Here is a 25,451-nt window from a genome sequence, read left to right as displayed (position 1 = left end):
TCAGCCCTTCAGCCCGGACGTGGCCATGCCGTCGATGAGGTAGCGCTGGAAGGCGAGGAAGAACGCCAGGACGGGGAGCAGCGCCACCAGCGACATGGCGATCATGCCGCCGTAGTCGGCGACGGCGTCCTGGTCGACGAACATCTTCAGCCCCAGCGAGACGGTGTAGTTGTCCGGCTCGTTGAGATAGAGCAGCGGGCCCATGAAGTCGTTCCAGGCGTTGATGAAGGTGAAGATCGCGCTGGTGATCAGGGCGGGGCGGCACAGCGGGAGGACGATCGACCAGTAGATCCGCAGGTGTCCGCAGCCGTCCAGCCGTGCCGCTTCGTCCAGTTCCTTCGGCAGGTTTCGCATGAACTGGACCATCAGGAAGACGAAGAAGGCGTCGACGGCGAGGTACTTGCCGAGCAGCAGCGGGACCATCGTGTTGATGAGTTCCAGCTTCTGGAACAGCACATACTGCGGAATCATGAGTACGTGGTACGGCAGCAGCAGCGTGCCGATCATCAGGGCGAAGAGAAGGTTGCGCCCCGCGAATCTGATCCTGGAGAAGGCGTAGGCCGCCAGCGAGCAGGAGATCAGCACTCCGCCGACCGAACCCACGGCGAGCACCGTGGAGTTGATGAAGAAGGTGGAGATGGGGATGCCCGCGATGCCTTCGGTGAGCCGCGTGTAGTTGGCCACGATCGGGTCGGTCGGCAGCAGTTGGAGACTGCCGATGATCTCGTTGCCGGGCTTGAACGAGCCGCCGAGCACCCAGATCACCGGGTAGAGCACGACGGCGAGCACCGCCAGTGCGCCCAGGTGCCAGCCGAGCGATCCGGCACGCCTGCGCGGGCTTTGTGAGGTGGGGGTGGGGCCTGTGTGGAGAGTCAGAGTCACCGGGCGTTCTCCTCGTAGTGCACCCAGCGCTTCTGCGACCAGAACAGCACCGCCGTCACCAGGCCGACCGCTATCAGCAGCATCCAGGCCATGGCGGAGGCGAAGCCCATCCGGCTGTTCTCGAAGCCCTGCTGGTAGAGGTAACAGGTGTAGACGAGCGTGGCGTCGGCGGGACCGCAGGGGTTGCCCTGGCCGCCGAGGATGTACGCCGAGCCGAAGATCTGGAAGGAGTGGATGGTTTCCAGCAGGACGTTGAAGAAGAGCACCGGCGAGATCATCGGCAGTGTGATGTTCCAGAACCGGCGCCAGGGCCCGGCGCCGTCCATCTCGGCCGCTTCGTACAGCTCGCGCGGCACCTGTTTCAGCCCGGCCAGGAAGATCACCATGGGTGCGCCGAACTGCCAGACGGTGAGCGCGACCAGGGCGTACAGGATCATGTCGGGGTCGCCGACCCAGCCTCCGGCGTTCATGCCGAAGAGCTGCTGCGTACGGTCGACCACGGCGTCGTCGGTGAAGATCGCCCGCCACACGACGGCGATGGAGACGCTGGCGCCGATCAGCGACGGGGCGTAGAACGCCGCCCGGTAGAAGGCCTGGCCCCGGCGGCTCTGGGCGAGCAGGAGGGCGACGCCGAGTGCGGCGGCGAGTTTCAGCGGCGTACCGATGACGACGTACTTGAGCGTGACTTCGACCGACTTCTGCCAGCGGGGGTCGGCGAACATGTCACTGAAGTTCTTGAGGCCGACCCACTCGGGTGCGTCGAAGAGGTTGTAGTCGGTGAAGGCGAAGTAGAGCGAGGCGGCCATGGGGCCTGCCGTGAGCAGCAGGAAGCCGGCGATCCAGGGCGACATGAAGAGGTAGCCGGCCAGGTTCTCGCGGCGGCTGCCGCTGCGCCGCCCTTCGGCGGGGCGGTGCGCGCCGTGCCCGCGAACGGGCGGGGGCTCGGCGCGGGCGGTCGGCGGCGGTGGGGCGTGTGCGGGTCCGGTGTGCGTCACTGTCGGCCCCATCAGGCGTTCGCGGTGAAGGCCGTCTTCGCCTCCGTGAAGAACTTGTCGACCGCCTCGCCCGGTGACGCCTTTGACAGACTCATCTCGGTGGCGAGGCGCAGGAAGGCGCTCTCGATGACGTCGGCACCGGCGGGGTGCGGGGTGATGGGCTCAAGGACGCCCGTCTCGGCGATCTTCGTCTCGTACGCCGAGATCTGCTTGCTCACCTTGTCGGTGGGCTCGAAGGCCTCGAACTGCCCGGTGGTGGAGAGGACTCCGCGGTCGTAACCCATGATCCGGCCGACCTCCGGGTCGTGGACCATGAAGTTGATGAAGGTGGCGACCTCCTTCGGGTGCTTGGTACGGGCCGTGCCGCTGAGCATCAGCGAGCCGAGGTACTGGCCGGTCTTCTTGCCGTCGGTCGTCGGGATGGGCGCGATGCCGTACGAGCTCTTCCCCTCGGCGGCGTACCGGACGGTGAAGTTGTCCCAGGTGAACTCGCCGGCCGAGAGGGCGCCGGCGGTCGCGGCCTTGGGCTTGATCTGCTCGGCCTTCTTGGGGTCGGTGTAGATGCCGGAGCGGATGCGCTTCATCGCCTCGGTCCACTCGGCTTCGAGGTCGCTCTCCGCGAAGCCGAGGCCGTTCTCGGTAAAGAACGCCTTGCCCTGCTGGCGCAGTTTGAGGTCGTAGTAGTACATGATCGAGTGCGGTCCCGCGTCGCCGGGGACGCCGGTCTTGCTTTTGATCTTCTCCAGACCGGCGTACCACTCGTCCCAGGTCCAGCCGAACTGCGGTGTGACGCCGGCCTTGTCGTAGACCTTCTCGTCGATGATGTAACCCATCGAGTTCGAGCCGACCGGCAGGCCGAGCAGGTTGCCGTCGATCTCGGCGAACTTCTCCAGCCCTGCGCGGAAGTTGTCGGTGCTGAGGTTGCCCGCCTGGACCTGGGGGTTCAGATCGAGGAGCACATTGCGGGCCTCGTACTTGCGCAGGAAGGTCACCGCGTTCTGGATGACGTCCGGCGGGTTGCCGCCCGCCGCCTGGGTGTTGAACTTCTTCCAGAAGTCGACGTAGGGCTGGAAATCCGTCTTGACCTTGATCTTCGGGTGCTTCTTCTCGAAGAGCGCGATCGTCTGGTTGATCTTCTTGGCGCGGTCGTCGGCGCCCCACCAGGCGTACCTGATGGTGACGGGGCCGCCACCGTTCGAACCGCTTCCGCTCCCGCAGCCTGCCGCTGTCAGTCCGACGGTCGCCAGTGAGGCTCCGGCCGCCTTGAGGAAGGTACGCCTCTCAACATGCCTGGACGTGCGCATGGTTCACCTCTTTGGTCTGACGGTTGAATCGTTTTAAGAAAGCACTTGCCGGGGCAATGTACGAGTGCCCACAGGGTCCGTCAACGGTTTGGACGCGGCAGCGGCCCTCGTCCGGTCAGCGAATCAGGCGCTGAGCGAGCAGTTCGCCGTTCACAAGAGCGGCGTACTCAGTCGCGCCGCGCACGGAGGTGTGGGTATTGTCCCGCTTCTCGTCGTACAGATACAGCGCCTTGGAGGACTGCGGACCGAGCTCTTCCACGCGCCGCTTGGTGAGCGCCGTGAGGTCGATCAGCGGTACGTCGGCGTCCGCCGCCAGGGCGCGGATCTCGCCGGGGAGATCGACGCCGAGGCCGTTGACGAGCAGCGCTGTGCCGTTGTTGAGCGTGCCGTCGAGGTTGAACCAGCGGCGCACGACCGGCGTGACGAGCACGGGCCGGCCACCCTTCGCGCGTACCGCGTCGACCATGCGGGCGAGGTTGGCACGGTAGGTGGCGGCGGGGGTCTGCTTGTCGTTGTGGGCGAGCTGGACCAGGACGAGGTCGCCTCGGCGCACGCGGGCGAGGGCGGCCGGGAAGAGCGCGGGGTTGTCGAGTACGGACTGAGAACTCTCCCCCGAGTCGGCGTAATTGGCGACGGCAAGGCCGCGCCCGAGGAACTGGGGCAGTTGCTGCCCCCAGCCCGCGTACGGCGCGCCCGGCTGGTCGCAGACGGTCGAGTCGCCGACCAGGACGATCTTGCGGGCGCCCGGCGCGGGGGTGACGCGCAGCCCGGCGAGCTTCGGCGACGTACCACCGACGACGAGATCGAGACCGGAGCTGCCGGCCGGTCCCGTGGGCTCGCCCTCGGGTTCGCGTACGTCGACGGTGAAGGTACGGCGTATCCGCTGTCCGGGGGCGGTGGGCGTCTCGGGGAGCAGGGCGCGGCGCGTCTCGGCCGTGACGGAGGTGCTGCCCGCCTCCGCGGCGCCGAGCGTGACGGTGACGTGGTACGTGCCGGGGGCGACGTCGACATGGCAGGCGGCGGGGGTGCACGGCTGCCCGCCGGGGAGGGGTGCGGCGGGGTGGGCGGGCGCGGCGGCGTGGGCGGGTGCGGCGGCGAGCGCCGCGACGGTGGTCAGCGCGAGCACGCCCGCGACGCCCGTTCGGCGCATCAGGAACGCCCCCCGCCGAGGAGCCGGACCGGGCCGTCAGGGACGGGCACGCCGAAGTCCGGGCTGCCGTCGGCCTTCCAGCGCAGACGCTGGATGCGGGTGTGGCGGTTGGGGTCGTGCAGCGGGTCGCCGGTGATCTCCTTGTACTGGCGGGCGTGGTAGACGATGACGTCTGTGCGCCCGTCCTCGGCGACGGTGAAGGAGTTGTGGCCGGGGCCGTACTGGGCGGTCGTGTCGTTGCTGGTGAAGACCGGCACCGGGGACTTCTTCCAGGTGCCGGGGGCGAGCAGGTCGGCGTTCTCGTCGGCGGTGAGCAGGCCGAGGCAGTAGTTGGCGTCGGTCGCGCTCGCGGAGTACGTCATGAAGAGGCGGCCGTTGCGCCGGATGACCGAAGGCCCCTCGTTGACTTTGAACCCGATGCGCTCCCAGGCGTACTCCGGTGTGGTGAGGCGGACTTGGGGCCCGGTGAGGGTCCAGGGGTTCGCCATCCGGGACAGGAAGACGCCGGTGTTGTTGTCCATTCCGGGTTCGTGCTGCGCCCAGGCGAGATAGCGGTGGGACTGGTGGGTGAAGGTCGTGGCGTCGAGGGAGAAGGTGTCCCAGGCGGTGGTGAGCCGGCCCTTCTCGGTCCAGGTGCCGCGGAAGGGGTCGGGGCTTTTGTTCTCCAGCACCCAGATGCGTATTTTCCAGACGTCGTCGGCGGGCGCGGAGGCGAAGTAGATGTACCAGGCGCCGTCGATGTGGTGGATCTCGGGCGCCCAGATGTGTGCGGCCATGTCACCGGAGGTGTGCCTGCGCCAGATGACGGCCTCTTGGGCCGTCGCCAGGCCGGCGAGGGTACGGGAACGGCGCAGGATGATCCGGTCGTACTCGGGTGCGGTGGCGGTGAAGTAGTACTGCCGGTCGGTGTGGCGGTGGATGTGGGGGTCGGCACGCTGCCGGACGAGGGGGTTGGTGGGGGCGGCGGTTCCTCCGGCGGCGTGGGCGGAGGTGGTTGTGGCGGCGGCGACCGCGCCGAGGGCGAGAGCGCCTCTCAGCATGGTCCTGCGGGTGGGTGTCTGACGGTCACTCACTGTGGCCTCCTTGCGGCGGGGTTCGATACTTCGAACGTCGTACGAGACTCTGTGCAGCCGAGACGGTAATGGCGGTCCGGCGTGGGCACCAGACCCTGGGGTGGGTGGGGCTGGAGAATTTGGCGTCCGAGATTCCGAACGCCGCTCTTCATTTCGAACGAGTTTCGTCCAGGGTCTTGCCGGGGCGTTGGGGGTGGGGTTAGCGTCCGGCACAGTCCGGGGGCGGTGGGGGTGGCGGCGGCGTTCCCTGCGGGGCTTTTCCCCTACCCGCCCCTTCCCGAACTGGGGCTCCGCCCCAGACCCGGTCCTCAAACGCCGGACGGGCTGGGGGTGTTCGGTTACGGGTGCCAGATCCAGCACCCGGCACCGAGGCCTTCAGGAGGGGGACGGCAACCGACACTAGCCAACCGTCACCCACCCCGAGAGGACTCCCCCTTGCAACGCCCCCGCATCCGCACCCTGTTGCCACTGCTGGCCCTGATCTTCGGCCTCGCCGCCGCACCCGCCGGGCCCGCACACGCCGCCGGGCCGGCCGCCGGCGACGACAGCGCGGCCACCGTCGCCGCCGCCCGCGACCTCACCGTCCACAATCTCGGCGACGTACGCGGAAACCTCACCCTCCCCACCACCGGCACCCACCGCACCACCGTCCGCTGGGCCTCCGCCGATCCCGCAGTCGTCGACACGACCGGTCTCGTGCACCGGCCGAAGCACGGCAAGGGAACCCGCTACGTGCGGCTCACGGCGACCGTGACCCGTGGTGAGGCCCATACCCAACGCGCGTTCACGGCGACCGTTCCGGAGCTGCCGAAGCAGCGGAAGTACACCGGTTACGCCTTCAGCTACTTCACCGGCGAGGGAACCGCCGACGGCGAGCAGGTCCGCATGGCCCTCAGCCGCGGCAACGACCCGCTCCACTGGCAGGACCTGAACGGCGGCAAGCCGGTGCTCACCTCCACCCTCGGCACCAAGGGGCTGCGCGACCCCTTCATCATCCGCTCCCCCGAGGGCGACAAGTTCTACCAACTGGCCACCGACCTGCGGATGTACGGCGGCAGCGGCGGTAGCTGGGACCAGGTGCAGCGCACCGGAAGCAAGTCCGTCATGGTGTGGGAGTCCACCGACCTCGTCCACTGGACCAACCAGCGCCTGGTGAAGGTCGCACCCGACACGGCGGGCAACACCTGGGCCCCGGAGGCCTACTACGACGACAAGCTCGGCGCGTACGTCGTCTTCTGGGCGTCCAAGGTCTACGCCGCCGACGACCCCGCGCACACCGGCACCACGTACAACAAGATGCTGTACGCCACCACGCGCGACTTCCACACCTTCAGCGAGCCCCGGGTCTGGAACGACCCCGGCTACTCGGTCATCGACTCGACCGTGATCCGGCACGACGGCAGCTACCACCGCTTCACGAAGGACGAGCGGGACAACTCCTCGTCGACACCGTGCTCCAAGTTCATCACCGCCGAGAAGTCGGACGACCTGCGCTCCACGGAGTACGGCTTCGTCGCCGACTGCATCGGCAAGGGTTCCATCGCACGCGGTGAGGGCCCGACCGTATTCAAGTCCAACACTGAGGAGAAGTGGTACCTGTTCATCGACGAGTTCGGCGGCCGGGGTTACATCCCCTTCGAGACCACCGACCTCGACTCGGGCCGGTGGGCGATGTCGGAGAACTTCGCGCTCCCGGCGAGCCCCAGGCACGGCACGGTGCTGCCGGTGACCGGGGCCGAGTACGACCGGCTGCTGGGCGCCTACACGCCCTGACGCCAACTCGGCTCTCCGGGCTGGAAGTTCTTCTGCTCGAAGCATTGACGAAACATGGGAGCGGACCTAGCTTTCATCGCGTCGTACTTCGTACGTCATATATGAGACGCGATACGCGAGATATGTGAGCCCCATGGTTTTCGCTCCGAGTCCGATCCCCTCCCGCACGCAGTACGTGCTGGAGGGGATCAAACACGCCATCCTCACCGGCGGTCTCAGCCCCGGCCAGGCCCTGGTCGAGACCGAACTGGCCGCCCAGTTCGGCGTGTCCAAGACTCCGGTGCGCGAGGCGCTCAAGACTCTGGCCGGGACCGGGCTCGTCGTGATGAACCAGTACAAGGGCGTCACGGTGCGGACGGTCGACGCCACCATGGCCCGTGAGGTGTACGACGTACGGCTGCTGCTCGAACCCGAGGCGCTGCGCCGCACCATCACTGCGCGGGCGTCCCTGGAGGCCGCCCGCGAGGCCCTCGCGCGGGCCGAGGAGGCGACCGACCAGGCCGAACGCTCCCTGGCGAACCGGGAGTTCCACCGCGCGCTGTACCTGCCGTGCGGCAATCCGCTGCTCGCCAGAATGCTGGACGAGGTGCGGGACCAGGCGGCCCTGGTCTCCACCGTGGCCTGGGCCGCCGTGCCGTCCTGGCAGCGCGAGGCCGGTGAGCACCTGGAGATTCTGCGGCTCGCGCTCGACGGCGACGCGCAGGGCGCCGCCCGCGCCCTGCACGCCCACATCGCCGACTTCGTACAGCGCGCCTTCCCGGAAGGGGAACCCGCATGACCAGCACCGACTTCTCCGGCCTGCGGAGCGCGCTCGCCGATGTCGTGGCCATTCCGGTGACGCCGTTCGCCGCCGACGGCTCCCTCGACATCGCCGCCCACCGCTGCCTGCTCCGCCGGCTGCTGGACGGCGGCGTACGGACACTGACGCCGAACGGAAACACCGGTGAGTTCTACGCCCTCACCCCTGATGAGCGGAACGCGGTCACCGAGCTGACCATCGACGAGGCGGCAGGCCGCGCCACCGTCGTCGTCGGCGTCGGGCACGACGTGCCGACCGCCGTCGCCGCCGCCGAGCACGCCCGTGACGCCGGCGCCCACATGCTGATGGTGCATCAGCCGGTGCACCCGTACGTCTCGCAGGACGGCTGGGCCGACTACCACCGCGCCATCGCCGAGGCCGTCCCCGGTCTCGGGATCGTCCCGTACGTCCGCAACCCGCTGCTGAGCGGGGAGAGCCTGGCGGCGCTGGCAGAGGCCTGCCCCAACGTCATCGGTGTGAAGTACGCCGTGCCGGACGCGGCGCGCTTCGCCGCCTTCGCACGGGACGCGGGTCTGGACCGGTTCGTCTGGGTCGCCGGGCTCGCCGAGCTGTACGCCCCCGCGTACTTCGCGGTCGGGGCGACCGGCTTCACCTCGGGTCTGGTCAACGTCGCACCGTCCGTGTCACTGGGGATGCTCGACGCGCTGCGCGCCGGGGACTATCCCGCCGCGATGAAGACCTGGGAGCAGATCCGCACCTTCGAGGAGCTGCGGGCGGCGCGCCAGTCCGCCGACAACGTCACGGTCGTGAAGGAGGCCCTGGCCTCCCTCGGCCTGTGCCGGCGGGACGTACGCGCACCGAGCCGGGTACTGCCCGAGGACCGGCGCGGCCCGATCGCGGAGCTGATAGCCGGGTGGTCCGCGTGAGTGACCCCAGGAGTGACGGCGCGAGGGGTCCGGAAAGCCTGCGCAGCCATCAGTGGTACGGGACCGGGGGCCTGCGGTCGTTCAGTCACCGCGCCAGGACCCGCCAGCTCGGCTACCTCCCCGAGGAGCACCTGGGCAAGCCGGTCATCGCGGTCCTCAACACGTGGTCGGACATCAACCCCTGCCACGTTCACCTCAGGGACCGGGCGCAGGCGGTGAAGCGCGGGGTGTGGCAGGCCGGGGGTTTCCCGCTGGAATTCCCGGTCTCCACCCTCTCGGAGACCTTTCAGAAGCCGACGCCCATGCTCTACCGGAACATGCTGGCCATGGAGACGGAGGAGCTGCTGCGCTCCTACCCCGTCGACGGCGCGGTGCTGCTCGGCGGCTGCGACAAGTCGACGCCCGCGCTGCTGATGGGCGCCGCGTCGGTCGATCTGCCCGCCGTGTTCGTGCCGGCCGGGCCGATGCTGCCGGGACACTGGCGCAATGAGGTGCTCGGCTCGGGCACGGACATGTGGAAGTACTGGGACGACCGGCGGGCGGGGCTGATCGGCGACGCCGAACTCGCCGAGCTGGAGAACGGACTCGCCCGCTCCCCCGGCACCTGCATGACCATGGGGACGGCTTCGACCCTGACCGCCGCGGCCGAGGCGCTCGGTGTCACGATGCCGGGCGCGTCTTCCGTCCCGGCCGTGGATTCCGGGCACGACCGGATGGCCGCGGCCTCGGGCCGGCGGATCGTCGCGCTCGTACACCGCGATCTGAGGCTTTCGCGGATCCTGACGCGGGCCGCGTACGAGGACGCGGTCGCCACCGTGCTGGCGCTGGGCGGTTCGACGAACGCCGTGATTCATCTGATCGCGATGGCCGGGCGCTCCCAGGTGCGGCTCACGCTCGACGACTTCGACCGGATCGCCCGTACGGTGCCGGTCCTGGCCAATCTGCGGCCGGGCGGCCAGTACCTGATGGAGGACTTCCACTTCGCGGGCGGGCTTCCGGCGTTCCTGGCGCAGTTGTCCGGCGTACTGCATCTGGACCGGGCCACCGTGGCGCACGACTCGCTGCGCGAGCAGCTCGCCGGTGCCCGGGTGCACAACCGGGAAGTGATCAGGCCGCGTTCCAACCCGCTCGCGGACGAGGGCGGGGTCGCGGTCCTGCGGGGCAACCTGTGCCCGGACGGTGCGGTGATCAAGCACATCGCCGCCGAGCCGCATCTGCTGCGGCACACCGGGCCCGCCGTCGTCTTCGACGACTACCGGACCATGCAGCGCACCATCAACGACCCCTCGCTCGGCATCACCGCCGACACGGTGCTCGTCCTGCGCAACGCGGGCCCCAAGGGCGGCCCCGGTATGCCCGAGTACGGGATGCTGCCGATCCCCGACCACCTGCTCAAGGAGGGGGTCCGCGACATGGTGCGGATCTCCGACGCCCGGATGAGCGGCACGAGTTACGGCACGTGTGTGCTGCATGTCGCGCCGGAGTCGTACGTCGGCGGGCCGCTCGCCCTCGTACGTACCGGAGACGCCATCACCCTCGACGTGCCGGCCCGGTCGCTGCGCCTGGAGGTGAGCGACGAGGAGCTGGCACGCCGCCGGGCCGCGTGGACTCCACCGCCCGCGAAGTACGAGCGGGGCTACGGCGCGCTGTACAGCGAGCAGATCACGCAGGCCGACACCGGGTGCGACTTCGCGTTCCTGTCGCGGCCGGGCGAAGTGCCCGACCCCTACGCGGGCTGACCCTCCGTACCCCTCTCCATTTGGCCGACATCTCGAACACCATCCGGAAAGCGCTTCACCCCCGCACCGAGAACGGAGAAGCAGTCATGGCCTCAGCCGTGGCCAGAGTGCCCAGGGCGCCGGGTCGCCGCGCGGGAGCACCACCCCGCCGTCTCCCCTATCTGCTCATCGCCCCCGCCGGCCTGCTGATGCTGGGTTTCATCGCCTATCCGGTCATCAGCGTCTTCTACTACAGCCTGCAGGACTACAACGTCACCAAGCCGTGGCGCAACGGCTTCGCGGGCTTCGACAACTTCATCCGGATCTTCACCGACGATCCGCAGTTCTGGACGACGCTCGGCTTCAGCGCCCGCTGGGTCGTCGTGCAGGTGAGCCTGCAGCTTGCTCTCGGCCTCGTCCTCGCGCTGCTGGTCAACCAGACGTTCGTCGGCCGGGGCATCGCCCGAGCGATGGTCTTCTCCCCCTGGGCCGTTTCCGGGGTGCTGACCACCACTATCTGGATGCTGCTCTACAACCCGTCCACCGGCGTCAGCCGCTACCTGGCGGACGCGGGGATCGGTTCGTACGGCACCTCGGTGCTCTCCGACACCGGCACCGTCTTCTGGGCGGCGGTCGTTGCCGAACTCTGGCGCGGTGTCCCGTTCTTCGCGATCCTCATCCTCGCCGATCTCCAGTCCATCCCGAAGGAGCTGTACGAGGCGGCCTCGGTCGACGGGGCGGGCCGGGCACGGCAGTTCTTCCACATCACCCTGCCGCACCTGAGGGACGCGATCGTCCTGGCCACGCTGCTGCGCGGGGTCTGGGAGTTCAACAACGTCGACCTGCTCTACACCCTGACCGGCGGCGGGCCGGCCGGCGTGACTACCACACTGCCGCTCTACGTCGCCAACACCGGCATCGAGGGCCACGACTTCGGTTACGCGTCGGCGCTGACCACGGTCGCCTTCGTGATCCTCCTCTTCTGCTCGATCCTCTACCTGCGTCTGAGCAAGTTCGGAGGCGACTCCAAGTGACCGCAGCACTCGCGGAAAAGGGCTCCTCCCCCGCGTCACCGTCCGCCGTCGCCCACGCCCCCGCGCCGCCGGGCCGGCGCGTGCGCGGGCGCGCGTCCCGGCGCGAGCGGGCCTTCGACGACGTACCGCGCTGGCAGATCTATCTGCCGCTCGCCCTCTACCTGCTCTTCACGCTCGTCCCGTTCTACTGGATGCTGCTCTTCGCGCTGCGGCCCGCCGGATCCACGGCGCTGCTTCCCTGGCCACTGACCTTCGAGCACTTCGAGAAGGTCTGGAACGAGCGCAGCTTCGGGATGTTCTTCCAGAACAGCATGATCGTCGGAGTCGCCACGCTGGTGATGACGACCGGGATCGCGCTGGCGGGCGGCTACGCCCTCGCTCGGTTCGAGTTCCGGATCAAGAACGGCTTCATGCTGGCGCTGCTGTGCTCGCAGTTCATTCCGGGCGCGCTGATGCTCGTACCGCTCTTCGAGATCTTCAAGAACCTCCAGATGATCAATTCGCTGGGCAGCGTGATCATCGCGGAGACGGTCTTCCAGCTGCCGCTGTCCATCATCCTCATCAGCGGTTTCATCAAGAATGTGCCGGTCTCCCTGGAGGAGGCCGCCTGGGTGGACGGCTGTTCGCGCTTCCGTGCGTTCTGCGCCGTGGTGCTGCCGCTGTTGCGGCCGGGTCTGATCGCTGTCGGCTCCTTCGCCTTCGTGCACAGCTGGAACCACTTCCTGTTCGCCCTGATGTTCCTCAGCGAGCAGGACAAGCAGACGATCCCGGTCGGCCTCAACACCCTGATCGGCGCGGACAGCGTGGACCTGGGAGCGCTGGCCGCGGGCGGTGTCATCGCCGCCGTACCGGTCGTGATCGTGTTCGCCTTCATCCAGAAGTGGCTGATCACCGGCTTCAGCGCGGGGGCGGTGAAGGGATGAGCCTGCCCGTCGTACTGGCTGGGGCGCGCGGTCACGGCCGCTCCCATCTGGTCAACGTCCGCCGTCTCGAACAGCTGGGTCTCGCCCGGCTCGCGGGGATATGCGAGCTCAAGCCGCTGACCGCCGACGAGCTGGAAGGTTTCGGCGAACCCGAGCAGTCCGCGGACTTCGGGGCGCTGCTGGATTCCACCGGCGCCCGGATCGCGATCGTCTGTACGCCCATCCACACCCACACCGACCTGGCGCTCGCGGCGGCGGAGCGCGGTGTGCACCTGCTGCTGGAGAAGCCGCCCGCGCCGTCGTACGCCGAGTTCGAGAGGATGACGCAAGGCGTACGGTCGGCCGGCACCGTCTGCCAGGTCGGCTTCCAGTCCCTGGGCTCGCACGCCGTCCCCGCGATCCGCGAACTGATCGCCGAAGGGGCGATCGGCCGGCTGCTGGGCGTCGGCGCCGCCGGGGCCTGGGTGCGGGACACCGCGTACTTCACCCGCGCCCCGTGGTCGGGCCGCCGCCGTATCGGCGCCGTGGACGTGGTGGACGGGGCGCTGACCAATCCGCTGGCGCACGCGGTCGCCACGGCCCTTGCCGTGAGCGGGAGTTCACAAGCGGACGATGTCGCCGGCATCGAGTCGGAGCTGCTGCGCGCCCATGACATCGAGTCCGACGACACTTCCTGTGTACGGATCACGACGACGACCGGGCTTCCGGTCACCGCCGCCGCGACGCTGTGCGCCGAGCGGTCCGGTGAACCGTATGTCGTCGCCCACGGCCAGCTCGGCCGGATCACCTTCTGGTACCGGCAGGACCGGGTGCTGGTGCAGCGCGCCGGGCACGGCCCCCAGGAGGTCCTGTACGGCAGGACGGATCTGCTGGAGAACCTGGTCCGCCATCTCGCCGGGGATGTCCCGCTTCTGGTGCCTCCGGAGCTCACCGGCGCTTTCATGCGGGTCGTCGAAGCGATTCGGCTCGCTCCCGACCCGGCCCCGCTGCCGGCGTCCGCCTGGCGCACCGCGCCCGGCGAGTCGTCGGCTCCGCGCCGGATCGTGACCGGTGTGGACGAGGTGGTCGCCGCGAGCGCCGAGACCCTGACCCTCTTCTCCGAACTGGACGTCCCCTGGATGCCCGTCACCGAGGTGAGCACACCGTGAACTCCACGCTGGTCCTGCGCTGTTCGGGACGTGCCGTCGGCCGCTACGTCTTCACTCCCGTGCTGGCCGCCCGGCTCTCGGAGCGCCCGTACCTGCATCCCGTCTCGACGCTCGGCGGAGTGCCGGTCACCGAGGAGATGCCCGACGACCACGTCCATCATCTGGGGGCGGGGATCGCCGTGCCCGATGTGGCGGGCGCCAACTTCTGGGGCGGGCGGACCTACGTACGCGGCCAGGGGTCCGTGGAGCTCGACAACCACGGTGTCCAGGTGCACCAGGGGTGGAAGCTGCGCGACCCGGACGGTTTCGTGGAGGAGCTGAGCTGGCGGGCCGGCCCGGACGGTACGGACGAGCTGCTGCGCGAGCACCGCACGGTCGCGGCCACCGAGCTGGACGACGTGGCGTGGGCGCTGGACTTCACGTTCTCGCTCACCAACACCTCGGGCGGCGACCTGTCCATCGGCAGCCCGGCCACCAACGGCCGGGCGGGCGCCGGGTACGGCGGCTTCTTCTGGCGGGCGCCCAAGCAGGCAGCGGCGCCGCTGGCGTTCACCGCTGCCGGGGAGGGCGAGGCCGCCGTGCACGGGCGGACCGCCGACTGGCTGGCTCTGGCAGGCGACGGCTGGACGCTGGTCTTCGCCGGGGCGACCGCGCGGACCCGGCGCGACCCGTGGTTCGTACGGACCGGTGAGTATCCGGGAGTGGGTTCGGCGCTCGCCTGGGCACAGCGGCTGCCGGTCCCCGCCGGGGAGACGGTCGTACGCCGCCTGGTCACGGTCGTGGCCGACGGCGCCTTGGACCACGCGGCCGCGGCGGCGTACGTCCGTAAGGCGGTGGGCGCGTGAGCCGGGCGTGGACCGCCGACCAGGGGGACGGCACGTACCGCAATCCGGTGCTCGCCGGTGACTGGTCCGACCCGGATGTGGTGCGGGTCGGCGAGGACTACTACCTCACCGCGTCCAGCTTCGGCCGGGTGCCGGGTCTGCCGCTGCTGCACTCACGTGATCTCGTGAACTGGTCGCTGATCGGGCACGCCCTGGAACGGTTGGACCCCGCCGGCGAGTCCGGCGGGCCACGCCACGACTGCGGGGTGTGGGCGCCGTCCCTGCGGTACAGCGGCGGCCGGTTCTGGATTTTCTACGGGGACCCTGACCGGGGCATCCACCAGATCAGTGCGCGCGACATCCGCGGGCCGTGGACCGAGCCGCATCTGCTGAAGGCGGGAAAGGGACTGATCGACCCGTGCCCGCTGTGGGACGAGGAGAGCGGCGAGGCGTACCTCGTGCACGCGTGGGCGAAGTCCCGCTCGGGGGTGAAGAACCGGCTGACCGGCCACCGGATGAGCCCGGACGGGCGCACTCTGCTCGACGAGGGGAAGGTGATCGTCGACGGGGATCTGATCCCCGGCTGGTTCACCCTCGAAGGCCCGAAGCTGTACCGCCACGACGGCTGGTTCTGGATCTTCGCACCGGCCGGAGGCGTCGAGACCGGCTGGCAGGGGGCGCTGCGGTCGCGCGAGTTCTTCGGGCCGTACGAGGAGAGAGTCGTCCTGCGGCAGGGGCGCACCGGCGTCAACGGTCCGCACCAGGGCGGCTGGGTGCGCACGCAGACCGGGCAGGACTGGTTCCTGCACTTCCAGGCGCGCGGGGCGTACGGGCGCGTGGTACACCTCCAGCCGATGCGCTGGACCCGCGAAACCGGCGGGGGGTGGCCGGTGATCGGCGACGCGGGTGAACCCGTGTCCGTACACCGGAAGCCGGATCTGCCGCCGCAGCCCGTCACGGCTCCGGTCTGCGACGACAGCTTCCCCGGCGGGCGCTACGGGCGGCAGTGGCAGTGGGCGGCCGAACCCCGTGCCGGATGGACCGTGCCGCACTCCGGCGACGGGCTGCTGACGACGTGTGTACGGACGGCCGACGCGCACGACCTGCGCAGGGTGGCGAACGTGCTGGTGCAGCGGTTCCCGGCACCGGAGTTCACCGCGACGGTCGACCTGACGCTCGGCAGCCGGGCAGTGGGGGCGAAGGCCGGGTTCGCGGTGCTGGGCGACGCCTTCTCCTGGATCGGCCTGGAGCGGGACGCCGACGGCGGCCTGCGGCTCGTGCACCGGTACGCCGAGACGGTGGCCGACAGCGAACGGGACGCGGAGTACAGCCGGCCCGTGCCCGACGGAGGGCGGGCACGGCTGCGGATCGAGGTCTCGGCCAGGGCGCGCTGCCGGTTCTCGGCCGACACGGGCGACGGGCCACGCCCCTCGGGGGAGGTCTTCGCCGCCGTGCCGTGGCGCTGGGTCGGGGCGCAGCTCGCGCTGTTCGCCACGGCGCCGCCCGGAGCCGGGCCCGCCGGCACAGCCCTCTTCAGCGACTTCCGTATCAACGCCTGACCGGCACCGGCGCCCGGCACGACACGCAACACCCGACGAGGAGCGAGACGCGATGACGCACACCGAGAGAGAAGAGCAGCCCATGAGAACTTCCACCAGGCGCAAGGGGCGGGCCGCCGCCGCGGTCGCCATGGCGACCGTGCTGGCGCTGACCGCCGCGGCCTGCGGCGACGACGGCAGCGGCAGCACGGGTGACGAGGGGTCGGGCAAGGGCGAGATCACCTTCTGGGACAACAACGGCGGACCCCGCACCGCCGTCTGGAAGGAGATCATCAAGGACTTCGAGGCGGCGAACAAGGACATCAAGGTCAAGTACGTCCCGATCCCGATCACCGATGTGCAGTCGAAGTACGACACGGCGATCGCCGGCGGCGGGCTGCCGGACGTGGGGGGCGTGGGCACCGCGTATCTCTCCGGCATCGTCGCGCAGGACGCGCTGGAGCCGGTCGGGGACCGGATCAAGGACTCGTCGCTGAACGGCAAGCTGGTCGAGTCGATGGTGGAGGGCGTCAGGACCGCCGGCGGGCGCGGCGACGAGATGTACTCCGTACCGACGTCCGCGAACAACGGCACGCTCTGGTACCGGACCGATCTGTTCAAGGCCGCGGGGCTGGGCGCGCCGACCACCTGGGACGCGTTCTACACGGCGGCCGGGAAGCTGACCGACGCGGACAAGAACGCCTTCGGGTACACGATTCGCGGCGGGGCCGGTTCGGTCGCGCAGGCGCTGGACGCGATGTACGGGCAGTCGGGCATCACCACGTTCTGGAACGGCGACAGGACCACGGTCGACGATCCGAAGAACGTCGCGGCGCTGGAGAAGTACGTCGGGCTGTACAAGAAGACGACGCCCGAGGCCGACGTCAACAACGACTTCGCCAAGATGGTCGCCCAGTGGGACTCCGGCACGATCGGGATGCTGAGCCACAATCTCGGCTCCTACCAGGACCACGTGAAGGCGCTGGGTGAGGAGAAGTTCGCCGGCATCCCGAATCCGACCGGGCCCGGCGGCGTGCGCGTCCAGGTGTCCAACCCGGTGGACGGTCTCGGCCTGTTCAAGGCGAGCAGGAACAAGGCCGCGGCGTGGAAGTTCATCGAGTTCGCGGCGTCGCACGAGTCGAACAGCAAGTGGAACGAGGCGGCCGGCGCGATCCCGGCGAACACCGACGCGGCGAAGGACGCCTGGATCAGCGAGTCGGAACCGACGAAGCTCGCCGCCCGGTCCCTCACCGACGGCAGCACGAAGATCGTGCAGCTTCCGTACTACCTGCCCGACTGGAACGGGATCACCAAGGCCGGCAACGAGCCCGAGTTCCAGAAGGTCCTGCTCGGGAAGTCGACGCCGGAGGCCTTCCTGGACAAGCTCGCCGGTGAGCTGAACGAGGCGCAGGCCGAGCGGAAGCAGCAGAACAAGTGATCAGCCGTCGGCGCGTCCTGGCGGCGACCGCCGCCGCGCTGCCGCTCGCCGCGGCCGGCACCCCGCCGGCCGCGGCGGGCGCTCAGGAATCCCGAAGGAGCCGAGGACCTCACCGTATGCGTACCGTCTTTGTTGCCGGAGACTCCACCGCCGCCGACAAGTTGGTCTCGGCCGCACCCGAGACGGGGTGGGGCATGGCGCTCCCCTTCTTCCTGCACGAGCACCTCGGGGTCGCGAATCACGCGGTGAACGGCCGCAGTTCGAAGAGCTTCATCGACGAGGGGCGGCTTACGCCGATTCTGGAGGCGATCCGGCCGGGCGACTTCCTGCTCATCCAGTTCGGTCACAACGACCAGAAGCGTGAAGACCCCACCCGGTACACCGAACCGTGGACGAGTTATCAGGAGCATCTGCTCCAGTACGTCGCCGGGGCGCGGGCCCGCAGTGCGCTTCCGGTGCTGCTGACGTCCGTGGAGCGCCGGCGGTTCGACGCGGCCGGTACGGCTGTGGCCACGCACGGCGCGTACCCGCAGGCTGTGCGGGCGTTCGCGGCGGAGCAGGACGTACCGCTGCTCGACATCGCCGCGCTCTCGCTCGCCCTGTGGCAGAAGCTGGGGCCCGAGCCGAGCAAGAAGTACTTCCACTGGCTGGCGCCGGGCGAGTCCCCCAACTACCCCGACGGCGTGGCGGACAACACCCACTTCCATCCGCCCGGCGCCATCGAGGTGGCCCGGATGACGGCGCGGGCACTGGAGAGCGAGCAGGTACTCGGCGCGCACGAGTTGCGTCGCCTGAGTGCGGACATTCCCGAGACCTGGCTGACCTGGCACGAGGAGCCGTAAATGCGCAGACCCACCTCCCCCGCACGCCTCATGGCTTTGGCCGTCGCGGCGCTGACGCCCGGCCTGCTCGCCGCCGCCCCGGCGGCGCCCGCTCATCCCTCACCGGCGCGCGGGGCTCACGTCCTTCCGGCGAACGACGGGTGGGCGTCGGCCGACGGCGGCACCACGGGCGGTGCCGGGGCCGACGCGGCACACACGTACACCGTCACCACCTGGGACGAGTTCAAGCAGGCCCTCAAGGACGGCGGCGACGCGCCCAAGGTCATCAAGGTGCGCGGCACGCTCGACGGCATGGGCGGCCGGAGCTGCGAGGACTTCGCCACCGATGGTTACACCCTGGACGCGTATCTGGCGGCGTACGACCCGAAAATCTGGGGCACCGCCCCGCCCTCCGGCCCGCAGGAGGAGGCCCGCGCCGCCTCGGCCGCCGCGCAGGCGCAGCAGATCAAGGCGTACGTCCCGGCCAATACGACGATCCTCGGCCTCGGGCGCGGCGCGCGCCTGCTCGGCGGGTCGCTTCAGATCAAGGACGCCGACAACGTCGTGGTCCGGGGCCTCACCTTCGAGGACGCCTTCGACTGCTTCCCGCAGTGGGACCCCACGGACGGGGACAGTGGCGCCTGGAACTCGGAGTACGACAACCTCGTCGTGTACGGCTCGACCCATGTCTGGATCGACCACAACACGTTCACCGACGGGCGCCGGCCGGACAGCGAACAGCCCTTCTACTACGGCCAGTTGTTTCAGCAGCACGACGGCGAGCTGGATGTCGTGAGGGGCGCGGACCTGGTCACTGTCTCCTGGAACGCCTTCACCGACCACGACAAGACCCTGATGATCGGCAACAGCGACAGAGCGGGTGCGACCGACCGGGGCAGATTGCGCGTCACCCTCCACCACAACCTGTTCCGCGACGTCGTCGAGCGGGCGCCGCGCGTGCGGTTCGGCCAGGTCGACGCGTACAACAACCACTTCGTGGTGGCGGCGCGGGGGTACGCGTACAGCTTCGGCATCGGGCTGGAGTCCCAACTGGTGGCGCAGAACAACACCTTCGCCCTGGCGCGCGGCGTGAGTGCGGCGAAGATCCTGAAGAAGTGGAAGGACGCGCCGGTCACCGTGCGGGGCAACCACGTCAACGGCCAACCGGTGGATCTGCTGGCCGCGCACAATGCGGCGAACCCCGGCAACCCGCTGCGTGCGGGCGCGGGCTGGACTCCGGTGCTGCGCACCCGGGTCGACGCCCCGCGAGCCGTCCCGGCGCTGGTCACCAAAAACGCGGGCGCGCCCCGCCGGCGCTGACCTCCCCGCCCACAGCCCCCTCAGCCCCCTCCGCGCCAAGGAGCCCCGCATGCCCGGCCCCCACCCCACCCGCCGCACCGCACTCCTGACCGCCGCCGGCCTCGGCACAGGCGCCGCGGTCGCGCTCACCGGCGCCCGGCCCGCTTTTGCCGCCCCCCGGCCGTTCGGCCCCTACGGGTCCCCGACCCGGCGCCTCGGACCCCGCACCCTCTACGTCGACCCGCACGGCCGCGGTGACCACACCACCGTGTCCGCCGCCGTCACCGCGGCCGCAGGCGCAGGCTGGACGCTGGTACTCGCCCCGGCGACGTACCGCGAGACAGTGACCGTTCCCGCCGACCGCACCTCACTCACCCTGCTTGGTGCGGCGGCCGACCCCCGGAACACGGTCATCGTGTACGACAACGCGGCGGGCACGCTCAAGCCCGACGGCACGCCGTACGGGACCGGGGGGTCGGCCACCACCCTGGTGCAGGCCGACGGCTTCACCGCCCGCCGGGTCACCTTCGCCAACGACTGGCTGCGCGCCGAGCACCCCGACATCACCTCGGGCACCCAGGCGGTCGCGATCCGCGTCCTGGGCGACCGCAGCGCGTTCCACCACTGCCGCTTCCTCGGCCACCAGGACACCCTGTACGCCGATACCCGCTCGCTGGGCGTCACGGCCCGCCAGTACTACGCTCATTGCCACATCGAGGGCGACGTGGACTTCGTCTTCGGCCGGGCCACCGCCGTCTTCGAGGACTGCCGCTTCCACACCCTCGACCGGGACGTCGGTTTCACCCCGTACGGCTTCGTCTTCGCCCCCTCGACAGCGAGGGCCACGGCGCTCGGCTACCTCGCCACCCGCTGCCGCGTCACCAGCGCCGCACCCGACCGGGCGTACAAGCTCGCCCGCCCGTGGGTGCCGAGCTCCGACACCACCGCCCGGCCTTCCCTGGTCGTACGTGAGACCTGGCTGGGCCCCGGCATCGACGCCGCGGTTCCGTACGCCAACATGCGCGACGCCCACCCGTGGCAGGACCAGCGCTTCGCCGAGTACCGCAACAACGGGCCGGGCGCCCGCGTCACCGCCCCCGCCGAGCGGCCGCAACTGACGGCGGCAGGGGCCCGCGCGCACACGCGCGAGACCTACCTGGGCGACTGGACTCCCCCGCGCACCGGCTGACACCGGCGAGTGCGCCGGCTGTACGCCGGGGGGGGGGGACGGCGGAGTGACGGCGGAGTGACGGCGCCCCCGCACCACCGGTCCACGGCCGGTGGTGCGGGGGCGCCTTGCCGCGCCGGTGGCGCTACAGCGCCGGGTGGGCGTTCTTCATGAGCTCCTGGAACTGGGCGGAGAACCAGTGCCCGGAGAGCGGGGCGTTCGGCAGCGCCCCCGACATGTTGTTGTTGTTCCGGGGATTACCGGTGTACGTCGGGTCGCACATCCGGTCGAAGCCCTTGCCCTCGTTGTTCGGGATGGCCTTGCTGGAGCCGTCGGACTCGCCCGGCGGCTTCATCCAGACGTACGCGTCGATGCCTGCGGCCGGGGCTGACCGGGGCCGCTCACCGAGGCCCGCGCCCGACTGGTTGCACCAGTTGCCGAGGTGGATACGCCGGTCGTAGCGGCCGCCGTCGACATAGGTGTCGACGCTGGTCCGCGCTCCCGGCGCGGTGGGCCTGGCCGTGCCGCCCCAGCCGTTGCGGGAGGTGTCGATGAGCATGCCGAGGCCGGAGTCGAAACCGAGCGAGACCAGCTTGGCCCGCATGGCCTGGGCGTACGACAGCTCGTCGGTGTACCGGTTCCAGTCCACCCACTTGGACTGCCGTACGGACACCCCGTTCACGCTGTCGTCGATGGTGAAGTGGTCCTCCTTCAGCGCGCTGTAGTTGGCCGTGTTGACGATGAAGCCGTGCACCTTGGCGAGGCTGGAGCCCTCGGCGGTCGCCGCCTGCTTGAAGAGTTCGGCCGAGGCACTGAAGTTGTCGTCCCAGCCGAGCCAGCCGTGGTGGCCGGCGTCCACGTAGTTGTAGACCCCTGGGAGCGCTCCCAACTTGTTCAGCGCGTACCCGACGCCCTTGATGTAGTTGCCGTTGGCTTTCATGGTGTCGCAGTTGGGGGTGGCGGTGGGGCGCGGTGTGGTGTTGGTGACGAGGTTCGGCAGCGAGTCGATCTCGACCGTGTTCACGATCCGCAGCCCGGCGTACTTCGGGTCGGCGAGTATCGCCGCGATCGGGTCGATGTACTGCGTCTTGTACTTGTCGATCTCGGCCGGGCCCAGTTCGCCGTTGGAGGCGAGCGCGGCGCAGTCGCGGCCCGGCAGGTTGTAGATGACCAGCTGGACGACGAGTTGGCCGGTGCCCTTCTGCCTCAGGGCCTCGTCGAGGTGGGCGCGCAGCCCCATGGAGCCGTTCGTGCCCGCGATGGCGGCGGTCCGGTCGAGCCAGACACCGGTGGGCTGGCCGGCGATTCTGCTGCCGCCGGGCTCGGCCGCGGCCTTGGCGGACCACTCGGGGTTCACATACACCTTGGCACCGGCGTACGGGTTGTCGACGCGGCCGCCGGGCGGGTCGGTCGGGCCCGGCGGGTCGGTCGGGTCCCCCGGACCGCCGTTACAGGTGACGCCGTTCAGCTTGAACACCGTCGGCACGGCGTTGCTTCCGCTGTACGAGGCGTTGAAGCCGAACCCGGTGGAGGCTCCGGTGGCCAGAGTGCCGTTGTGCGAAACGTTCTTGGCGGTGACCGCCGACCCGGCCTGGGTGATGTCGGCGTTCCATCCCTGGGTGACCTTCTGGTCGCCGGCGTAGGACCACTCCAGCTTCCAACTGCTCACCGCGTCACCGGTGTTGGTGACGGTGACGGCGGCGCCGAAGCCGGTGTTCCACTGGTTGGTGACCTTGTAGTCGACGGTGCAGCCGGGAACGGCGGCACCGGCCGGGGTGGTCAGGGCGGCGGCGGTCCCGCCGGCTGCCGCGATCACGGCGCAGGCCGTGATCAGGGCGCCGCGCCGTCGGGAGGGCGCGTTGATGCGGCTCATGATGGTGTGTGCCTCTCAGTCGAGGGCGCGCGAGCGTCGCGCGGCCCGAATACCGAATGCGGGGGCAGGCGAAGCGGTGCGTTGGATGTGCCGACGTGCCGGGCCTCGGCCGGATCGGAGATCACGGCGTGGCGTCACGGCCAACGCCGTCGGTGGTCCCCGCCACCGGCGGCAGTCGTGGGGGTGGTACCTGAGCGACTCCTTGTCTGTCGAGATCAACTGACGGAATCGCTCCCACTGGTGAGCTGGAAGCTAGCACCGAGTCGCCGCGGGGAACAGAAAAGGTTGCCAGGTTTCTCAAAATTGGTTGTCGAATTAATTCGACGACCCGATACGCACGGGAGGTCTTGACACCTCCTGCCGGCGAAGCCATTTTGGGAGCGCTCCCACTGGTTCCCGCACTTTCGCCGATCTCCCCCTCATTCACCAGGAGATGACGCACATGCGCGCCCCCACCTCGCCGGCTCAGCCGATCGGAAGGGAGACGGGCGTAACGCCCCGAGCCGCGTCGACGGGGCTGTGAATACGGCCGGCCACCAAGTCCTCGACTCGCGCGGCAGCGGAACGGAGGCCTTCACCGCGACGCTGTGGCACGACGGCCGCCCGCCGATAGGGCTCGGCTTCGGCGTCACGCGGTTTCCCATGCTCCGGGCGGGCCGTGCCGCTCGTAGGTTCCGCATTCCGTTCCTTCCCGCCGCGCGGGGAAGGCGCGCAAGCCGGCGCGCCGCAGCCCGCTTCGGCAGGAGGCACATCGGGAACGGCCTTCGCGGTCTGAACGCCACCCGTTGCGGCATCCGGCCGGGAACGGGGGGCGGCTGCCGGGGAGTCGAGCACCCACCTCTGCTCCACTGAGCTGTCGCGGATCTTGACCACCACATCGGCGCCGTTCTCCGCGGACGTGGGAACGACGGCCAGGCCTTCGGCCCAGCGAGGCAACAGCTGACCCTGCACCGTCAGGTCGTAGCGCAGGTCGTCGACGTTCGCGGCGGAGGAAGGGCCCACGCACCTGCGGAGGGTGGTCGCACCGTCGTCCGCACGGGAGTCGAGACACAGTTCCAGATCCGCGAGACTGCGCAGCAGGCCGTCACTTCCGTACGACCACTGCTGGTTCTTCGCGGCGGAGCACTCCGCCATGGTCGTCCCGGCGCCGGGCTTCGCCGCGCCCCGGACGTCCAGGCACAGGTCCGTCGCGGCATTGCGGAGTCTGGCCTGGCCTGAGACTCCGGGAAGTCCGGCGGACTCGGCCGGCGGCGGCCCGGCCGACGGAAGCACGGGACGCGGGCTCGGTGAGTCCAGGTGACCGCCGGCCGCCCCCACAGACGCCGCGGACCCCGGATGGCGGCCGTCGTCCGACCAGAGGCTGGTGACGAGAACGGCCGAGAGAACGGTGGCTGATACGAGGCCAAGGCCGCTGAGCAACGGCTTCGAGTGCTTCCGCGACGGTGCGAACCGGTGGACCGGCGGGATGGCCCCGGCGAGCAGACGGTGGCGTCCGCCTTCCGCGCGCCGGTCGACCCGACCGGTGGAGGTCCCGGAGGGCGACTTGTCGCCACCGCGCCCCGGCCGCGACTCGAGATAGCGCCGGGCGCCCCAGCCGAGCACGGCATCGGTGAGCAGTACGCCCACATCACCCGCGCAAAGGGCGAGTTGTTCGGCGGCGTCCCGGCAGTAGCGGCACGCCAGCAGATGCTGCTGGACGTCGGGCAGCAAGGCGCCCCCGCGTCGAATCGGGATGTCCAAAAGGCGGTTGTAGAAGCGGCATTCCGTGGTCGGCGCGAGTTCCCTGTGGGCCCGGACGCAGCCCTCCCGCAATTGTTCGCGCGCCTGTTCCAGTACGGCCGTCGCGGTGTCCGCGTCCAGGGCCAGCAGACCGGCGGGTACGGCTATGGGCTCCCCCTCGACCTGGGTGTGCCACAGCAGACACCGGGCGGGCCCCGCGAGGGTCCGGAAAGAGCGCTCGGCCAGCTCACGTTTTGTGGACGCCATGGACTTCGCGGCCCGCATACCGCGCCCCCCGGCCGATTTCGTCAGTTCCGGCAGGGCACCGGATATGCCGTCGTCGGCGGACCACGCCCTCACGGTGCCCCGTACGGTCACCAGGAGCCGGGGACGCAGGGCCTCGGCCGACTGTCCTCGCCCCAGGGTCTCGAACACCTGGTGGAAGGCCGCGGCGGTGGCCATCGAAGCGACGCTCCCCGAGGACGCGAGGCAGATGGCCGCGTAGTCGTACGCCGCCTGCCAGTGCCGCGCCAGCAGCAGCGCCACGGGGCGGCCGGTCGCTCCCTCCGCCCGCCCCCGAAGCCGGGCGCCGAGGATTTCGTCGGATTCCCCGGACACGACACCGGGACGAGGAGAGTAAGAGGGGCGAGGGGGGTGGGGGGAGTACACGGAACCGATTCCTTCCAAGGCGCCGGACGGAAAGGTGCGTACCTTTCTGGTCTGCGGGAGAGAAAAGCGGTCCGCGCCCGGAAGAATGGCATGGACCAGTGTGCCTGTGTGAGGGGGTTCACCCTCGCACAAGTGACTGACGGGAAACAAGCAAAACGAGTGACATCCATTCAGCAAGGAAAGGCTGCCGCCGGGTTGCCCCGAACCTGTGTGAGCGAGAGGTATGACGCCGGCCCGCACCAGCAGGACCTGTGTGAGCACGCCAAATAATGGGCCGGTGAAATTTCACCGATGGCCGGCTTTCATTCCGCCCGCCGCACAGGTCCCGCGAGCATCTGGTCCCCAGATCTGTCCCTCCGAGGCTCCGCGGGCTTAAATGTGATCCCTGAGCCGCTCATCCAGCGGCCACCGCGTCC

19 protein-coding genes and 1 pseudogene are annotated in these 25,451 nt (G+C 69.8%); 13 read left to right on the top strand and 7 right to left on the bottom strand.

Annotated features, from left to right (window positions below; genetic code table 11):
• The 5 genes from G412_RS0113965 to G412_RS0113945 form a co-directional block, all read right to left on the bottom strand.
• Positions 1–882 (bottom strand): carbohydrate ABC transporter permease, encoded by an 882-nt coding sequence (locus G412_RS0113965; protein WP_037648763.1) that lies wholly within the window; start codon positions 880–882, stop codon positions 1–3.
• On the bottom strand, positions 879–1,889 hold the full coding sequence (locus G412_RS0113960) for a carbohydrate ABC transporter permease (protein ID WP_028812639.1): 1,011 nt from the start codon (positions 1,887–1,889) through the stop codon (positions 879–881). Before G412_RS0113960 ends, G412_RS0113965 begins: the two co-directional genes overlap by 4 nt.
• Complete coding sequence (locus G412_RS0113955; RefSeq protein ID WP_028812638.1) at positions 1,889–3,181, bottom strand: ABC transporter substrate-binding protein; 1,293 nt, start codon at positions 3,179–3,181, stop codon at positions 1,889–1,891. Before G412_RS0113955 ends, G412_RS0113960 begins: the two co-directional genes overlap by 1 nt.
• A gap of 115 nt (positions 3,182–3,296) precedes the next feature.
• Positions 3,297–4,331, bottom strand: coding sequence for a rhamnogalacturonan acetylesterase (locus G412_RS0113950; RefSeq protein WP_028812637.1), 1,035 nt, complete (start codon positions 4,329–4,331; stop codon positions 3,297–3,299).
• Positions 4,331–5,371, bottom strand: coding sequence for a glycoside hydrolase family 43 protein (locus G412_RS0113945; RefSeq protein WP_051338359.1), 1,041 nt, complete (start codon positions 5,369–5,371; stop codon positions 4,331–4,333). The genes G412_RS0113950 and G412_RS0113945 overlap by 1 nt, the downstream gene beginning before the upstream one ends.
• A gap of 573 nt (positions 5,372–5,944) precedes the next feature.
• Here G412_RS0113945 and G412_RS34350 point away from each other — a divergent pair.
• From G412_RS34350 to G412_RS0113880, 13 genes and pseudogenes are all read left to right on the top strand, one after another.
• A pseudogene (locus G412_RS34350) lies at positions 5,945–7,174 on the top strand (immunoglobulin-like domain-containing protein); the annotation flags it as partial.
• A gap of 136 nt (positions 7,175–7,310) precedes the next feature.
• The gene (locus tag G412_RS0113935; RefSeq protein WP_028812635.1) at positions 7,311–7,955 is read left to right on the top strand and encodes a GntR family transcriptional regulator; all 645 of its coding nucleotides are present in this window, start codon (positions 7,311–7,313) and stop codon (positions 7,953–7,955) included.
• Positions 7,952–8,863, top strand: coding sequence for a dihydrodipicolinate synthase family protein (locus tag G412_RS0113930; protein ID WP_028812634.1), 912 nt, complete (start codon positions 7,952–7,954; stop codon positions 8,861–8,863). Before G412_RS0113935 ends, G412_RS0113930 begins: the two co-directional genes overlap by 4 nt.
• Positions 8,860–10,602 carry an L-arabinonate dehydratase gene (araD, locus tag G412_RS0113925; RefSeq protein ID WP_028812633.1) on the top strand — a complete coding sequence of 581 codons (1,743 nt, stop codon included), beginning with the start codon at positions 8,860–8,862 and terminating at the stop codon, positions 10,600–10,602. Before G412_RS0113930 ends, araD begins: the two co-directional genes overlap by 4 nt.
• An 86-nt stretch (positions 10,603–10,688) precedes the next feature.
• Positions 10,689–11,615: a carbohydrate ABC transporter permease gene (locus G412_RS0113920; RefSeq protein ID WP_037648761.1), complete on the top strand. Its 927-nt coding sequence runs from the start codon at positions 10,689–10,691 to the stop codon at positions 11,613–11,615.
• A complete protein-coding gene (locus G412_RS0113915; protein WP_028812631.1) occupies positions 11,612–12,538 on the top strand; it encodes a carbohydrate ABC transporter permease in 927 nt (308 codons plus the stop codon). The genes G412_RS0113920 and G412_RS0113915 overlap by 4 nt, the downstream gene beginning before the upstream one ends.
• The gene (locus tag G412_RS0113910) at positions 12,535–13,686 is read left to right on the top strand and encodes a Gfo/Idh/MocA family protein (protein WP_028812630.1); all 1,152 of its coding nucleotides are present in this window, start codon (positions 12,535–12,537) and stop codon (positions 13,684–13,686) included. The genes G412_RS0113915 and G412_RS0113910 overlap by 4 nt, the downstream gene beginning before the upstream one ends.
• Positions 13,683–14,531 carry a DUF6807 domain-containing protein gene (locus G412_RS0113905; RefSeq protein ID WP_028812629.1) on the top strand — a complete coding sequence of 283 codons (849 nt, stop codon included), beginning with the start codon at positions 13,683–13,685 and terminating at the stop codon, positions 14,529–14,531. Before G412_RS0113910 ends, G412_RS0113905 begins: the two co-directional genes overlap by 4 nt.
• Positions 14,528–16,069: a glycoside hydrolase family 43 protein gene (locus tag G412_RS0113900; protein WP_028812628.1), complete on the top strand. Its 1,542-nt coding sequence runs from the start codon at positions 14,528–14,530 to the stop codon at positions 16,067–16,069. Before G412_RS0113905 ends, G412_RS0113900 begins: the two co-directional genes overlap by 4 nt.
• 82 nt (positions 16,070–16,151) lie before the next feature.
• The gene (locus tag G412_RS0113895; RefSeq protein ID WP_028812627.1) at positions 16,152–17,486 is read left to right on the top strand and encodes an ABC transporter substrate-binding protein; all 1,335 of its coding nucleotides are present in this window, start codon (positions 16,152–16,154) and stop codon (positions 17,484–17,486) included.
• Positions 17,483–18,328, top strand: coding sequence for a rhamnogalacturonan acetylesterase (locus tag G412_RS0113890; RefSeq protein WP_037648759.1), 846 nt, complete (start codon positions 17,483–17,485; stop codon positions 18,326–18,328). Before G412_RS0113895 ends, G412_RS0113890 begins: the two co-directional genes overlap by 4 nt.
• Positions 18,329–19,627, top strand: coding sequence for a pectate lyase family protein (locus tag G412_RS0113885; RefSeq protein ID WP_028812625.1), 1,299 nt, complete (start codon positions 18,329–18,331; stop codon positions 19,625–19,627).
• A gap of 49 nt (positions 19,628–19,676) precedes the next feature.
• Entirely contained in the window at positions 19,677–20,795 is a 1,119-nt protein-coding gene (locus G412_RS0113880) for a pectinesterase family protein (protein WP_028812624.1), read from the top strand.
• Positions 20,796–20,919: 124 nt separating this feature from the next.
• Here the strand turns inward: G412_RS0113880 and G412_RS0113875 are convergent, their stop codons facing one another.
• Positions 20,920–22,647, bottom strand: coding sequence for a glycoside hydrolase family 6 protein (locus G412_RS0113875; protein ID WP_028812623.1), 1,728 nt, complete (start codon positions 22,645–22,647; stop codon positions 20,920–20,922).
• A gap of 465 nt (positions 22,648–23,112) precedes the next feature.
• Positions 23,113–24,984: an RICIN domain-containing protein gene (locus G412_RS34345; RefSeq protein ID WP_244282953.1), complete on the bottom strand. Its 1,872-nt coding sequence runs from the start codon at positions 24,982–24,984 to the stop codon at positions 23,113–23,115.
• Between the last annotated feature and the right edge of the window lie 467 nt (positions 24,985–25,451).

Source organism: Streptomyces flavidovirens DSM 40150 (assembly GCF_000429085.1).
GTDB classification, from domain to species: domain Bacteria; phylum Actinomycetota; class Actinomycetes; order Streptomycetales; family Streptomycetaceae; genus Streptomyces; species Streptomyces flavidovirens.
The sequence above is the reverse complement of the archived record's forward strand: the minus strand, read 5'-3'. Positions and strand labels throughout refer to the sequence as shown.

Excerpts from the sequence above, each read along its gene's own strand:
- G412_RS0113960 (WP_028812639.1), bottom strand. The coding sequence starts at position 1,889 with ATGGGGCCGACAGTGACGCACACCGGACCCGCACACGCCCCACCGCCG.
- G412_RS0113955 (WP_028812638.1), bottom strand. The coding sequence starts at position 3,181 with ATGCGCACGTCCAGGCATGTTGAGAGGCGTACCTTCCTCAAGGCGGCC.
- G412_RS0113950 (WP_028812637.1), bottom strand. The coding sequence starts at position 4,331 with ATGCGCCGAACGGGCGTCGCGGGCGTGCTCGCGCTGACCACCGTCGCG.
- G412_RS0113945 (WP_051338359.1), bottom strand. The coding sequence starts at position 5,371 with ATGCTGAGAGGCGCTCTCGCCCTCGGCGCGGTCGCCGCCGCCACAACC.
- G412_RS0113935 (WP_028812635.1), top strand. The coding sequence starts at position 7,311 with ATGGTTTTCGCTCCGAGTCCGATCCCCTCCCGCACGCAGTACGTGCTG.
- G412_RS0113930 (WP_028812634.1), top strand. The coding sequence starts at position 7,952 with ATGACCAGCACCGACTTCTCCGGCCTGCGGAGCGCGCTCGCCGATGTC.
- G412_RS0113920 (WP_037648761.1), top strand. The coding sequence starts at position 10,689 with ATGGCCTCAGCCGTGGCCAGAGTGCCCAGGGCGCCGGGTCGCCGCGCG.
- G412_RS0113910 (WP_028812630.1), top strand. The coding sequence starts at position 12,535 with ATGAGCCTGCCCGTCGTACTGGCTGGGGCGCGCGGTCACGGCCGCTCC.
- G412_RS0113895 (WP_028812627.1), top strand. The coding sequence starts at position 16,152 with ATGAGAACTTCCACCAGGCGCAAGGGGCGGGCCGCCGCCGCGGTCGCC.
- G412_RS0113885 (WP_028812625.1), top strand. The coding sequence starts at position 18,329 with ATGCGCAGACCCACCTCCCCCGCACGCCTCATGGCTTTGGCCGTCGCG.
- G412_RS0113880 (WP_028812624.1), top strand. The coding sequence starts at position 19,677 with ATGCCCGGCCCCCACCCCACCCGCCGCACCGCACTCCTGACCGCCGCC.
- G412_RS0113875 (WP_028812623.1), bottom strand. The coding sequence starts at position 22,647 with ATGAGCCGCATCAACGCGCCCTCCCGACGGCGCGGCGCCCTGATCACG.